We start from the raw sequence: 13828 nt of genomic DNA, 5'->3' as shown, positions 1-13828 counted from the left end.
ATGTAAAAACTGGTGAAACTTCAAGCAAAGCTCACGGAAAACTTCAATAAAACTACAAGAAAAACTAAAATATTGCTGAAAGAATTTACATCAGTTAAAGATTTCTATGCTAATGTTGACTTTGCCTAATGCCACAATAAGATGACGTTGGAAGTTAGAATAAGTTTCATTGCGTGTTTTCGATGAAATAAATGAGGGATTATAGTGACTGATTATTACGAGATTTTAGGCGTTGATCGTAATGCAAGTGATGATGATATTCGTAAAGCTTATAGGAAGATGAGTCGTAAGTATCATCCTGATCTTGCAGGTGCAGAATTTGAAGATAAGTTTAAGGAAGTAAATAACGCTTACGAAGTTTTGTCGAATCCTGAAAAACGTCGAATGTACGATATGGGTGTTGATCCTAATAATCCATCTTCAGGTTCTTCTGCTGGTAATCCATTTGATATGGATATGGGTAGTGTTTTCTCGCAATTCTTTGGTGGAACTACTAGTTCACCAATTTCGAGAGTTCAAAGAGGTTCTGATTCGTTAGCAGAAGCTAATATCGACTTAAAGACTGCAGTTTTCGGTGGAACTGTAAAGATTAAAGTATCCACTTTTGGATTATGTAAAGATTGCAATGGAAATGGCTCTAGCGATGGAAATTCTCCTGTTACATGCCCACAATGTCATGGAACTGGTTCAACTCAAAAAGTTATTCATACTTTGTTAGGTCAAATGATGACTTCTATGCCTTGTGGAATGTGTGAAGGTCATGGAACTATTATTAAAAACGTTTGTTCTCAATGCCGCGGAACTGGTCGCGTTCGCACTGTTCGTGAAGTTGGAGTAAATATTCCAGCTGGAATTAACAATCAATCTAGACTTCGTTTAGCATCTCAAGGCGAAGTAGGCGAGTGTGGCGGACCTGCCGGAGATTTGTACATTGATGTTTTAATCCGAAATGATAAACAATTTACTAGAGAAGGTGATGATTTACATTGCTGGATTGAAGTTCCTATGAGCTGGGCTGTATTAGGACACAATACAACAATTCACACTTTTGACGGAGATAAAGAAGTTGCTATTCCTCAAGGCTGCCAAAATGAAGATGTTATTACTTTACAAGGATTAGGATCTAGAATAATGCGTTCTGAAAATAAAGAACGTGGCAACTTACTTGTTCATGTAAACGTTAATATTCCTACTAAATTGAGTTCTAAAGAACGTGAGCTAATTGAGCAATTTGCAAAGATTCACGATTTAGAAGTTAAAGGTATAAAGCAAACTTCAGTAAAAGAGAATTTAAATCGTAAAGGTTTCTTTAGTAAGCTTAAAGATGCATTTATAGATTAGCTTTAGCTAGTTTATATTGGTTTTATATTAGTTTTAGTTGGTTTTTTTAGTGGAGTGTTTATGGTATTACCATTGTTATTCGCTGGTACCCCTGAAGTTGCAGTGCCATCTCTTCGCCTATTAGCTGAAGATCATGAACATTTTGATGTGCGCGCTGTTCTTACGCGCCCTGATGCGCCAACTGGAAGAGGAAGAAAATTAGTACAAAGTCCTGTAAAACAAGCAGCTTTAGAATTAGGTTTACCTGTATGGCAATCAGATCCTAGTGAAGAAGAGTTATTTATTAAGCAATTAAAGGATTCCGGTATTAAAGCTGCTGCAGTAGTAGCATATGGAAAGATTTTACGCGAACCTGTATTAAATGCTTTGCCTTTAGGATGGTATAATCTTCATTTTTCACTTTTGCCTCAATGGCGTGGAGCTGCACCTGTTCAAAGATCCATTTGGGCTGGAGATGATGTTACAGGAGCTACAGTATTTCGTATTACTAAAGGCATGGATTCGGGTCCTATTCTTTCTCAATACACTACTAAAATCGGATCTCATGAAACTTCTGGAGATTTGTTAAAACGACTAAGTTTAGATTGCGCTCCTTTGCTTTGCACTTCTCTTAAAGGAGTTGAATCTGGAACTATTATTCCAATAGAGCAACCTTTAGGATCGTATGAAGTAGCTCAAAAAATCACAGTTGAAGATGCTCATATTCGTTTTGATATTCCAGCTTTTGCTCTCGATCGTCAAATTCGTGCTTGCACTCCAAATCCTGGTGCTTGGTGTAATTTAGTTGATACAACACATAATGAATCAGAATTAAAGTTGCATATTATTAAGTGTGCTTTAGCTGATAACAATGATTTACAAAAAAGGGGAGTTGTAAATCTTTTACCTGGAAGATTATTTATAGATAAGCATCATGTTTGGGTTGGTACTTCTAATGGAGTTTTAGAGTTGCTAGAAGTAAAAGCACAAGGGAAAAAGTCTATGAACGCTGCAGATTGGGCTAGAGGAGCGCATTTAAGCGATCAAGCACATTGTGAATAATAAGCTATATTTTTTTGCTAATAAACTTCAAAACTTCACGTAGATCTCGCTTATCTATGATGTTTGGAATTTTGTTTTTAACTATTTCTTTAGCACAAAATGCGATTCCTGTTCCTGCACAAGTTAGCATTTTAATATCGTTAGCTCCATCTCCAATTGCAACAGTGTTTTCTATGCTTATGTTATTTTCATAAGCCCATTTTTTCAGCATATAAGATTTATAATCTTTGTTTACGATTTGCCCCGCCACGCGTCCACTTAATTTCCCATTTACAATTTCTAAATGATTTGCTGCCCAAAAGTCTATAGAAATAGAAGATAATATATCATCTATAACTTCATGAAATCCACCAGAAACAGCTCCAATTTTCCATCCATATGAATGAAGAATCTCAATCAATTCTTTAGCTCCATAAGTTACATGTATTTTTTCGCGTATTTTAGTTAATATTGATGAATCTGTATCTTTAAACATTGAAACTCTTTTAACTAGTGAAGTATTAAAATCGATTTCTCCTTGCATAGCTTTATGTGTTATATCTTCTACTTCTTTTGCTACTCCAGACTCTTGTGCAAGCAAATCAATTACTTCTTCGTCAATAAGAGTTGCATCAACGTCCATAACTAAAAGCCCGTGTCTAAAAGCTTGAGTTTGGCACTTTTTATATTCATCCATATCTGATACTGTATATATGATGTACAACAAATCAAATAAGAATCTTTGATTGTTATATGTTTATTCTTATGAGTTTTATGAATGGATGTAAGTCTTACTTGTAGTAAAACTTAGTTTTATATGTTTTATATGTTTTATATGTTTTTATTGTGATAATTGTGAAATTTTATTGGAGTGTTTGAAATATAATGTGTATACGCTTTGTAACATGCTAAAACTTGAGTAAAATAGATGCAAGATTTTAAGAGAATATGTGGATACAGATGAGATGTAGACGATAGAGAGGTGAGAATATGTCAGAAATAAATTTAAGAGAAGCAGCATTAGAAGTAGCTAGAATTTTAGAGGATGTTGGGAAACACGCTTATCAAGATCAATTAAGTCCTAGAGATATGAGCTCTTTAGCTCTTGGGGATCCAACGCAATCATCATCAGAGTTTGGCGATAAACTTATTCGTTTTATTGAGAATCGTTTAACATACATTAACGCATTCCAAGGTTTTTGGCGCAATCGTCATGAGCATTGTAAGCCTGGGGAGCGCTTTTGGTGCGTTGGTAGTATTGATGGAGCAATCAATTTTAATAGAGATATGGCAGAGTGGACTCTTACTGTTTCTTTGTTTGAATTTAATGAAGAAAGCTCAGCTCAACCTGTTTTAGGTGTTGTTCACGCTCCTGCTCTAGGTCTTACATATTTAGCAGCTAAAGGTCAAGGTGCTATTCGAATACGTCGTACTCCTAATGGTGAAAAACGCGAAAAAATTACTCCTTCTACAACATCAACCTTACAAGGATCTGTTGTGTGTTACGGAATGTCGTATATTCCAGAAGAATCTAAGAGAGCTTTAGATGTTGTGTCTTCATTAGAAGGTGGACCTGCAGATATTAAACGTATAGGCCCTGCATCTCTTGATTTGTGTAAAGTTGCAGACGGTACATACGATGCATATTTCGAGCCGCATCTTCATTATTGGGATATTCCTGGTGTTTCTGCAGGTGCAGTTGTTGTAAAAGAAGCACAAGGAACTGTATGCCAATGGGATGGAAGTTCTATACATTGGCGTAGAGAAAATGATGTAGTTGCCTCTAATGGTTTAGTTATTAAAGAATTACAACAATACTTACATTAGAAAAAATTGAAGGGACATAGCAACACAGCGAAATGTCCCTTCAATATTTTTTATTTTACGCTTTTAGTGTAAAAGTGTGATTCAGGCAGTTACAGCCTTTTTCAACAAAGAACCAGCAGAGATACGCACACCGTAGGATGCAGGAATCTTGATGGTTTCACCGGTGCGTGGGTTACGACCAGTGCGCTCAGCGCGCTTTACACGCTCTGCAGAGAAAAGACCAGTAAGCTTCAAACCTTCGCCGGACTGCAAAGCCTCAACGAACACATCCTGGAATGCGTTGACGGCGGCTTCGGCCTGTGCCTTGGTCAAATTGGACTTCTGTGCGATCTTCGAAACGAGATCAGACTTGTTGTATGCCATGCAGCATCCTTTGTGTCAGGGGCCTTTCTCTTTCAAAGGCCACACTCATACTTGATATTAGTACATTTTCCCTACAAATGTAGCCATTTTTGATGATTTCTTAAACTTTTTTAATATTTTTTTCAAAAATGAGTCTTTAGTAAATAGCAAAACTATTATTTAGTGTTCTAAATTGCGTTTTTCTCTATATATTGCCAGTTTTACTAAGCCATCTCATAGACATAGCTCCTAAAGGTATTCTTAACCAATAAAACATCAATCTATAAAGAAGTGTTGCAGATAATGCAATTGTCGGCGGAACTCCAACTGATGTAAATGCGAATGTCAATGATGCTTCTACAGCTCCTAATCCTCCAGGAGTTGGTATAGCAGAGCCTGCAGCATTTGCAACTAAGAATAGCAATATTGTTTCTAAAGGATTTGCATAATAGTCGAAAGCAAGAAGTGAAATCCAATATCCTAATCCAACTGCTATAACTAATATGATTGCTCCAAAAATACTGATAAAAAGTTGTATCGGCTTAGAAATCATTTCTTTAATTTGCTGTCCATAAGCAAAAAGAATTGGTAAATAGCGCTTTGTTATTTTTTTACGAATAGGAGCAATTGCCATGCATATGCTTACAATCAATGTAACTAATCCAATTACTGTAATAAACATATGCGTTGGGATCATTCCTGAAAGTACATTTCTTCCAGTAAAAATACCGATTGCGAACATAACAAGCGTTGTCATAATAGCTTGGATCATCCAAGTTGCACTTGTAATAGCTGTAGCTGCAGTAGGAGAGTAGCCTTGCTTTTTTAGAAGTTGAAGATTTACAAACGCTGGTCCTACTCCAGCTGGCATAGAAACAGCTGTAAAACCTGATGCTACTTGAGAGCAGAATAAAACCCAAGCAGAAGGCTTAGCGTCATCCATGAATGAGCTTAATGTTATTGCTGAACCAATCCATGCTGCAATGCTACATAATAAGCATATTAAAACTAGTAGAGGGTTCGCCATTCTTATAGCTTTAACTAATTCTTGTAAATGTAATTGCGTGATTATAACTACACCAGCAATAATTGCTAAAACTATACTTACAAAGAATCGAATATTGAAACGAGAAAGACGGATTGCTGTTACATCTTCTTCGTTCACTTGCTCTATAACATTCGCGCTTATTTTATTATTTAATTCCTCAAGCATTTTCTTATTAACTGAAGGCAATGCTCTTGTAGATGCAGGTATAGCAGCTTTTTGCATAAAAGGCAGCAAATCAGCTAAAGTGTTACGTCCCCATGATTCAATTGCTGCTTGAATCGCATTATCTATGCCAATTAAAGCTGCAATAAGTGTTAATAATTGTACTTTATCTAAAGCAATATTGTTTTTATCACTAGCAACATCGCCATTATGCCATCCAGCTATAATTGGCGTTCCATCTTCTAATCTAGCTAAAGTTTCTGGAGTAATTCTCCTATGAGTAATACCTCTACTATTAGCAATATCAAGATATCTCATAAATCTAGCAGCATCATCAATAGTCATAGTATTAAGATTGCATGGGCTAGGAGTGTTATTAGAGTTAAAAACCATCATTGATGACTTTTCAAAATCTGTAACTCCATAAAAATTAGCTGTTGCTAATCTTAGATTTCTTAATGCAAGTAGCATTGAAAGATGATGATGAACTGTATGACGAGCTGAAGGGTCTCTTCTAACAGGAACGTCAATAAGTCTAATCCATTGCCAAAGCTGATTTATGTATCCTGGTAAGTGAACTTGATTGTCTAAAACAGAAATTACGTAACGATTGCCATGAATATCGGTCGCATCATACATACGAGAATTTTCTATTAAGTCGTCATCTAAACTAGAGCGAAGCATTCCAGAATGATCTGCTTGTTGGTTTCTTCTAGTTAATTGCACTAAATTATTGATTCCTATATTGCTTAAAGCGTCAACAATATCGTCACCCCAAGCACCTTTGCTTTTAGTTCCTTTAATAAATCTAACTAAAGTTCCAATAGTTCTGCCAATACACCATGATGCTAGTACTCCAGTTAAAGAATTCCATGATGTCATGATCAAAATAGGAGCAGTAACAATCAAAGTATTCCAAGATATTTTCAGTATTCTATTATCTCTTCTAGGACCACTTACAGTAAGGAAAGCTACTAGTACTGCATACATATCTGGCAATAATTCAAATACTTCTATACCTTGAGAATTAGAAATTGAAGTAAGGGATGCGAAAAGAGAAGGACTATTTAATTTTGCAAGCATATAAGAAATTGCCCATGAAATTAAATATGTTAAAAGCAAAGTGATAGTTGATATTGATATATCAACCCATCTTTTTGCTCTAATCATACTCGCAAGAACAACTGTGACGATTATAATAGTTAAACCTTGTTGCATAAGAGATGAAGGAACATCTGTTATAATCCACACAATAATTTTGCCAGCATTTCTAGCATCGTGCTCGACGCCTGCAGTAGTACCAGAAAGATACATTGCTGAAAGAATTACAACAAAGCTTAAAACCAATGACAAAATCGCATAAAGTAAATCTGCTAGATTTCTCACTCTACTAGGCTGAGTGTCATTGATAACAACATCTGTATGTGAAACTACTTGCGTTTGCATTTGAACGTACCATCAATTGTATGCGTGTTTAATGTTATTCTGCTCAAATTAGAACAGGAATGCATAGCGTGCTATTGTATAACACACTATGCATAGTTTACATGATTCTTAATAATATTCCTTATTCAAGAAAATCAACTAATTTTGAAGCCAATCCTGTATAAGTTTCTGGCTTTAAAGAAGTTAAACGTTTAGATGTTTCAGAATCAAAGTTTCTAGAAGAAATGAAGGATTCAACGTCTTCTTGGTTAATCTTGTTTCCTCGCATTAGTTCTTTAACTTGTTCATAAGGGCGTTCCATACCCTCAACTCCAGCAATCTCTTCAGCTCGCATAGCAGTTTGTATTGGTTCGCCTAAAACTTCCCAATTGTTATTCAATTCTTGTTTCATAAAATCACTATTAGGATGAATTGATTGTAATCCTCCAAATAGATTGTTAAGAGCAAGTATTGCATATCCAAACGCTGAACCAATATTTCTTTGCGTTGTTGAATCTGTTAAATCTCTTTGCCATCTGCTCTCAGTAAGAGTTGCACAAAGAGTGTCGAGTAAGGAGCAAGAAATTTCGAGATTTGCTTCAGCATTCTCAAAACGAATAGGATTTACTTTATGAGGCATAGTAGAAGATCCTGTTGCGCCTTTAACTGGAACTTGTACAAATACTCCTCTAGAAATGTACATCCATATATCAACAGCAAGATTATGTAAAATATGGTTGATGTGGCTAACAGTGCTATATAATTCAGCTTGCCAATCGTGACTTTCTATTTGAGTAGTTAAAGGATTGAAATCAAGATTCATGCGATTTGTTACAAATTCTTTTGAAACGCTAATCCAATCGACTTCCGGGAATGCTACTACATGCGCTCCAAAAGTTCCAGTAGCACCATTTATTTTCCCAAGATAATCTTGATTATCTAAATGCTTTTGCTGTCTTTGCAAGCGATAGGCATATACAGCAAGTTCTTTTCCTAAAGTAGTTGGAGTTGCAGGCTGACCATGAGTAAGCGAAAGGAGAGGCATATCGCGATATTCTCGTGCTTTTTTAACTAGATAATCCACTATTTGGTCTAATTGCTTTCTATAAACATTTTTCACAGCGTTTTTTACGCATCGAGCAATAGAAAGATTATTTATATCTTCACTTGTGCAAGCAAAATGAACAAGAGTTTTAAGCGAAGAAAGTTGAGTTTTATGCTTTAACTTTTCTTCTGCTTCGTCTAAAGCGTCATCAATGTAGTATTCAACAGCTTTTACATCGTGATGAGTAATAGCTTCATGAGCTGCATGACGTGCAATTCCTTCTTTATCAAAATTTTCTGGAATAGAACGCAAATATTCACATTCTTCATCGCTTAAACGTTCAACGCCTTTAACGATTGGCATAAAGTTATTTGCTTTATAACCATTTGCTAAAAGAATCATCCATTCTACTTCTACTCGCATGCGTTCGCGATTTAATGCAGGTTCGCTTAAGTATTCAACTAGAGGAGAAGTTTGTGTATGATAGCGTCCATCGAGTGGAGTAAGAGCAATAGCAGGAGAAATATCAGTAAGCTTCATAGTTTTACCTTACATCAAACTAGGAATTAGACTAACAAGTTTTAGTTTGCTATAAGTTAAATCTCTGCCTAAACTAATTGGGAAGTATACACTGTAAATAAAACTATGCGTTTGTTGACAGATGATTATTTGTTCATAACGCCTTGCCATAGTGTTGTACTTTCTAATTTTCCATCAACAATATTCTTGAAATGATTCTCTTGATTTAGGATTGCGCTAGATCCTAGTGTTGAAGCATCTTCATATGCAGCTTGGTGATAATGTAAATCATGTGTTAAAGTTCCTTTTTCGTCAATTCCTTTAACTGTTACACCTGAAATATCATACTTTTCATTATTTTCATTATTTTCCTTAGATTTTTTAGAATTCTTAATATTTTTTCTATCAAAGTGTGTTGCTTTTGCGCGAATCGTTACCCAATTACTTCTTAAAGGATTTGATTTGCCGTCAAGATTTGCTACAAGTTCATCTTCCATTTCTATGCTTGTTACCCAAGTTTTTTCTGGAATATTATGATTAGCTATAGGAGATCCTGCTGTTACAACATGTTGAATATTGTATTCTTTAGAGTAATCGCTAGCTATTGCTGCAGCAACAATCCCACCTTGTGAATGACCTATAAGCGCAACAGGATCATTTTTTTGAATTCCAGCTTTCTTCATTGCACTTATTACCATGCGAGCGCTATCTGCTTTTACTCTATCTGACTTATATGCGCTCATAACTTCTGCGTTTTGTTCCCATCCGAAAGGGGAATGAGGTTTACCGTCTGTTCCAGGTATTGTAACTAACCACGATTTAGATCCATCTTTCTTTTTGAAACATTGTATAGCTATTGTTGCAGCTTCACTATTAACAAGTGGAGGATGAACTCCAATATTTCCGCTGCTTAATTCTGTAATATTTGTTAAAGCTTCTTTAATGCTTTGTCCATTTTTTGGCAATATTGTTTTAGATTTATTTGGAATATTTATTTTGCTAACTGTTAATTTATTCCCTTGAGAATAATTGTTTATGCGAGAAGTTATTGAGCTTAATCCAGCAGAAACTTCAGATAAAGAAGATCTTGAAAAATTATTGAAAATAATACTTTTATCTTGTTTGCCATTATTGAATAATAATTTAGCTTTTTTCATAAAATTCAAGCCATGAATTGTGAATCCAGTAATAGGGTTAATAAGAATATTATTTGATATTCCCCTTATAAAACCTTGTTGCAAAGGAGCAGTTGCATTAGACCATTTAGCAAAATTAGTCATACTGTTGTTTTTGTCTGAATTTAACGAAATTCCAGCAGAAACTAGCATTGGTATAGATAGAGAAGGAATTAAAGTAAAGCATAAAGATACTGTATTGTCGAAAAAATTACGTGTTGATAATTCTGCATTAGAATATAAACTATTTGCTCTAGCGATAAGCTCGCTTAAATCTAATAATTTTTCTGAAATAAGTTTACATTCTTGTGAATTGATTCTACATTCTTCATAGCTAAGTGAAGTATTTATAGAATCGCTTATATTGCAAAATGGACCATCGCAGGAATTTTTAGCTAAAGTTATGCTCATAATTCTCATATAAGCTTGAAGCCAATTTTCACTTAAATAATTAAAATCATATGAAAGATTTTTCAATTGATTAGAGCAATATAAGTATTCTTGTTCTTTAGAAGCAGATAATGCTTTTCCACCTATTATTGTTGATTGAACTTTCCAAGGCATCATGCACCTCCATAAGTATATGAAATTGAGCATGCTTTATTTGCTAAATTTTGCAAGTCATTTTTATATAGAGTTGCAGCTTTACCAGTCCAATCGCTTAATTCATACGAGCGAACTAGTGCGAGTAAATCCATTGCACTGTAATACGTATTGCGTTTAAGCCACGCGAATTCATCATAATTATCGTTAAACATATTTGTTATTACACACAAAATATGTTTAAAAGTCACGTATTTTTAATGAATGTGGTTAGAAGTTGATAATGTGTATTCAAAAATTACCAAGGCTTATTGTTCGAATCATTTTGCGTTTTAGAATTATGAACAGTTTTATCACTGTCATATTGATGCTCTGAGTGATTATTGTTATTTAGAAGATTTTCAATTTTTTGCTTTTGATCATTACTAAGTTGAGTATTATTTCCATCAGTATTATTTTCTGAATTAGAATCTTTTTTGTTATTTTCGGTAATATTACTAGAATTATTAGAATTGCTAGATGAATTTTTATTGGAATTGTTTGGTTTGTTCATGGAATTTTCTTTAACAATTAGTTTTTCTAATTTTTTAGTAAAATCGCGAGATAATTTTGCGTTGATTTCAATTTTTTTCTTAATATCAGGTAATAAAAATGCATTATTTGAGTAAGCGTCTTCAAATTGAGAATCTGTTTGTTGTTGTTGAGTATGCAAAATATGTATATCTGCATCACTTTTACTATAAGATTTAGCATTGCTGATTAACTTATCAGTAGCTTCATTATATGAAACTTCAGAATGAATATTTAAAATCGTTAAGTAAAGTAATACCAGAGAAAAAATTGTAAGAAGAATTGCAAATATTTGTATAAGAATACGGAAAATAGAAGTGTGAATTTTAACTTTCGTTGATTTTTTATTCTCTATTGTTTTCATAACAACTTACCTGACGTTAAAACCCATACTGCTAGTTCATATAACATTACTAAAGATAGCATTAAAGCAAAAGGCCATACTATAGGTTCTGGTCTTAAACGCGCTTTAAATGTTTTATTATCTCTCCATTTTTTAGACATAATATTTTTAGCTTCACTTCCGATGCGATCTTCATATTTTGCATGTATAAAAGATCCGCTTAACTCGTCAGCGATATTTTTCATATTTTTATCGTCTGCCTTTGAAATTCCAGGTTTACCTGTTGAAGGATCAATAACCCAAGAATTTGAATTTTCATTTTTATCTTCATCATCTTGTGAATTTGCATTTTTATCTTCATCGTTATTTTCATCGCTATCTAAAGCATTTTTAGATAAAGGTATTTTTCCGCCTTCTTTAGATCCTACTGTAATAACAAATGCATTGTTAATATAAGCTCTTAGAGAAGAAAATGTACGCCGTTTGCGATTAGTTGTTTCTTCTCCATCGCTAATTAAGTACAAAACGTTAATATCTTCAGGATGTGAATCATGTATTGCTTTTGAAACTAGTAAAGTTTGATCAATTGGAGCATCTAGACTTGTTCCTGACGAAATTCCAGTCGGTTCTGTTTGAATAGTATTAGCCCAATTTTCTATTGCATTAGCATCCGGAGTTAAAGGAACGTCAATAGATGTTGAAGTACCAAATCGTATTCCAGTAAAGCTTGCGTTATTATAGGATTTTGCGACATCGTTTATTATTAGTTTTGCAGCGCGAATTCTTTCTATGTTTTTGCTACTTGCATAATTTGCATCTTTCACTTTCATAGATCCTGTTACGTCTAGAACAAATATTACGTTCGTAGCACTTATAGAACGATGTGTAGTGTTTCGCATAACGCAAGGGCATAATATGCATATTGATATTAAGATGCACATTATTAGCCTTCTTATGCTCATTGATATTGTTTCATCTGTTACTTCTTTGCTAATCGATTGATTAGAGGATAAAATGCTATCAGTTGATTTTTCATTTGTTTGCTCTGTTATCGACTTATCAGATTTTTTAATTGACTTTTTTTCAGATAATTTTTTTATAAAAAACTTAAGCTCTTTAAAAGCAAAAGCTATTATTACTAAAAGCAAAACAGTTGCAAAAATCCATCCAAAAACAGGTTTAAGTATTATTTGACCTTCTGAAAAATTGTTGTATTCATATGATGAAAAAGTTATTTTAGCGAAAATATTATCAAATGCATCAAAGTATATTAGTTTCATCTCTTCATTCTCCAAGCTATTGTAAGCCATGAAATAAAGCATATTATCAATAGCAAAATCCATATGTCTGGATCATCGCTTAAAGCAGATTGCGTATTATTTCTCGTAAGTGTTCCTCGAGATTGCTCAATTTTTCTAACAAGAGTTAATACTGAATCATTATTTCTAGTCAGGAATGTTCCTCCATGATTTTCAATAAGATTTTTCATTTGCAAAGTACTATCGTTATTTTCGTTTTCTTTAGCACCTGAATACAGTCCATCAACACTAATATGAGCTTGTTTAGTTAAATCTAATGCTTGTTTCAAAGTATAAGCAGGTTTTCCAGAAACAACGTTATCGGTTGCTAAAACAATAGAAGCATTTCTGCGTAATCTATTTGCTTTTTGTTTTCCATTATTTGAACTTCCATAAATAAATCCAGGAATCATAGCAGCACAGCTTACTAATCCATCGCCTATTAAAGAAGTAGCTTCTTTGCGATTTTGAGTTCCTTCAAGCCAATCAGATATTTGCTGATATTGTCGCTGTTGCATTTTATCTATGCTACTTTGTGTTTGCACTCCATTAAGAAGTTTAGATGCGTATGAAAGTTGTTTTTTAACAAGAGAATAATCGTCAGTTAAAGGGAACACAGTTCTAGATGTTGAGTTAAAAATACTCAATCCTATTCTTTCACCTTGGAAATGTTGTACAAAAGTTAAATACGATTGCAATACTTCTTGATCGTATGGCAATGCAGATCCAGAAACATCTAAACACAACACAATATCCCTAGTGCTAGCTTGTTCTTTAGCGTCATAAATTTTTGAAGGTCTTGCAATTAAAAAGGTAGCTATAATAAATGAAAAAATTAATAATATTGTAGAAATTCTTTTTAGAATAATCCACTTTCTTAAAGCTCTACTTGTTATAGTTCCTTGCAAATCGTTGTCAAGATTAAAAGTGTATAGAGCGTTGTTATTTCTGATGCTACTGTTACTTTCACTGTTTTCAAGCTTTTTTAACAAATCATTATCTGCTTTAAGCATCAATGATTCCCAAGATTTTTTGCGATTTTTTTGCAAAACTAAGTTAATAAGTAGAACGCATGAAATAGTTAATATGCATAAGAGCAGGCCAAGTACTATAACAATTGGCCATTTCAGTTTCCATTGGAATAATATTTCCCAGCTTCCATTCATAAAT

12 protein-coding genes are annotated in these 13828 nt (G+C 33.9%); 3 read left to right on the top strand and 9 right to left on the bottom strand.

The features are described from left to right. The first annotated feature begins 204 nt into the window (after positions 1–204). Together dnaJ and fmt are read left to right on the top strand one after the other, a co-directional pair. Positions 205–1341: a molecular chaperone DnaJ gene (gene dnaJ / locus HXT27_RS05255; protein ID WP_103043058.1), complete on the top strand. Its 1137-nt coding sequence runs from the start codon at positions 205–207 to the stop codon at positions 1339–1341. Positions 1342–1401: 60 nt separating this feature from the next. Then, positions 1402–2382 (top strand): methionyl-tRNA formyltransferase, encoded by a 981-nt coding sequence (gene fmt / locus HXT27_RS05250; protein ID WP_103043057.1) that lies wholly within the window; start codon positions 1402–1404, stop codon positions 2380–2382. 4 nt (positions 2383–2386) lie between these two features. Here fmt and serB read toward each other — a convergent pair whose 3' ends face one another. Further along, positions 2387–3058 (bottom strand): phosphoserine phosphatase SerB, encoded by a 672-nt coding sequence (gene serB / locus HXT27_RS05245; RefSeq protein WP_103043056.1) that lies wholly within the window; start codon positions 3056–3058, stop codon positions 2387–2389. 293 nt (positions 3059–3351) lie between these two features. Between serB and HXT27_RS05240 the strand changes: the two genes are divergently transcribed. Next, positions 3352–4188, top strand: a complete 837-nt coding sequence (locus tag HXT27_RS05240; protein WP_082266235.1) for an inositol monophosphatase family protein — start codon at positions 3352–3354, stop codon at positions 4186–4188. A gap of 81 nt (positions 4189–4269) precedes the next feature. Here the strand turns inward: HXT27_RS05240 and HXT27_RS05235 are convergent, their stop codons facing one another. From HXT27_RS05235 to HXT27_RS05200, 8 genes are all read right to left on the bottom strand, one after another. Further along, positions 4270–4551, bottom strand: coding sequence for an HU family DNA-binding protein (locus HXT27_RS05235; protein WP_004119480.1), 282 nt, complete (start codon positions 4549–4551; stop codon positions 4270–4272). 184 nt (positions 4552–4735) lie between these two features. Further along, the gene (locus HXT27_RS05230; protein WP_103043055.1) at positions 4736–7186 is read right to left on the bottom strand and encodes a lysylphosphatidylglycerol synthase transmembrane domain-containing protein; all 2451 of its coding nucleotides are present in this window, start codon (positions 7184–7186) and stop codon (positions 4736–4738) included. A 121-nt stretch (positions 7187–7307) separates the two neighbouring features. Next, complete coding sequence (gene purB, locus HXT27_RS05225) at positions 7308–8750, bottom strand: adenylosuccinate lyase (RefSeq protein ID WP_075523324.1); 1443 nt, start codon at positions 8748–8750, stop codon at positions 7308–7310. Between the two features lie 125 nt (positions 8751–8875). Further along, positions 8876–10471 carry an esterase/lipase family protein gene (locus HXT27_RS05220; protein ID WP_369803127.1) on the bottom strand — a complete coding sequence of 532 codons (1596 nt, stop codon included), beginning with the start codon at positions 10469–10471 and terminating at the stop codon, positions 8876–8878. Next, the gene (locus HXT27_RS05215; RefSeq protein WP_075523131.1) at positions 10468–10662 is read right to left on the bottom strand and encodes a hypothetical protein; all 195 of its coding nucleotides are present in this window, start codon (positions 10660–10662) and stop codon (positions 10468–10470) included. Before HXT27_RS05215 ends, HXT27_RS05220 begins: the two co-directional genes overlap by 4 nt. An 83-nt stretch (positions 10663–10745) precedes the next feature. Then, complete coding sequence (locus HXT27_RS05210; RefSeq protein WP_103043054.1) at positions 10746–11381, bottom strand: DUF6466 family protein; 636 nt, start codon at positions 11379–11381, stop codon at positions 10746–10748. Further along, positions 11378–12703 carry a vWA domain-containing protein gene (locus HXT27_RS05205; RefSeq protein WP_233186096.1) on the bottom strand — a complete coding sequence of 442 codons (1326 nt, stop codon included), beginning with the start codon at positions 12701–12703 and terminating at the stop codon, positions 11378–11380. Before HXT27_RS05205 ends, HXT27_RS05210 begins: the two co-directional genes overlap by 4 nt. Continuing rightward, positions 12637–13824, bottom strand: coding sequence for a VWA domain-containing protein (locus HXT27_RS05200; protein WP_103043053.1), 1188 nt, complete (start codon positions 13822–13824; stop codon positions 12637–12639). The genes HXT27_RS05205 and HXT27_RS05200 overlap by 67 nt, the downstream gene beginning before the upstream one ends. Positions 13825–13828: the final 4 nt, after the last annotated feature.

This window comes from Gardnerella bivia, from assembly GCF_049262715.1.
Classification (GTDB): Bacteria; Actinomycetota; Actinomycetes; order Actinomycetales; family Bifidobacteriaceae; genus Bifidobacterium; species Bifidobacterium vaginale_A.
Note: the sequence above shows the minus strand (reverse complement) of the source record. Positions and strands in the feature narration are given on the sequence as shown.

What these genes read in the sequence shown, in the direction of transcription:
- fmt (WP_103043057.1), top strand. Translation starts at nt 1,402, where the DNA reads ATGGTATTACCATTGTTATTCGCTGGTACCCCTGAAGTTGCAGTGCCA.
- serB (WP_103043056.1), bottom strand. Translation starts at nt 3,058, where the DNA reads ATGGATGAATATAAAAAGTGCCAAACTCAAGCTTTTAGACACGGGCTT.
- HXT27_RS05240 (WP_082266235.1), top strand. Translation starts at nt 3,352, where the DNA reads ATGTCAGAAATAAATTTAAGAGAAGCAGCATTAGAAGTAGCTAGAATT.
- HXT27_RS05235 (WP_004119480.1), bottom strand. Translation starts at nt 4,551, where the DNA reads ATGGCATACAACAAGTCTGATCTCGTTTCGAAGATCGCACAGAAGTCC.
- HXT27_RS05230 (WP_103043055.1), bottom strand. Translation starts at nt 7,186, where the DNA reads ATGCAAACGCAAGTAGTTTCACATACAGATGTTGTTATCAATGACACT.
- purB (WP_075523324.1), bottom strand. Translation starts at nt 8,750, where the DNA reads ATGAAGCTTACTGATATTTCTCCTGCTATTGCTCTTACTCCACTCGAT.
- HXT27_RS05220 (WP_369803127.1), bottom strand. Translation starts at nt 10,471, where the DNA reads ATGATGCCTTGGAAAGTTCAATCAACAATAATAGGTGGAAAAGCATTA.
- HXT27_RS05215 (WP_075523131.1), bottom strand. Translation starts at nt 10,662, where the DNA reads ATGTTTAACGATAATTATGATGAATTCGCGTGGCTTAAACGCAATACG.
- HXT27_RS05210 (WP_103043054.1), bottom strand. Translation starts at nt 11,381, where the DNA reads ATGAAAACAATAGAGAATAAAAAATCAACGAAAGTTAAAATTCACACT.
- HXT27_RS05205 (WP_233186096.1), bottom strand. Translation starts at nt 12,703, where the DNA reads ATGGATTTTGCTATTGATAATATGCTTTATTTCATGGCTTACAATAGC.
- HXT27_RS05200 (WP_103043053.1), bottom strand. Translation starts at nt 13,824, where the DNA reads ATGAATGGAAGCTGGGAAATATTATTCCAATGGAAACTGAAATGGCCA.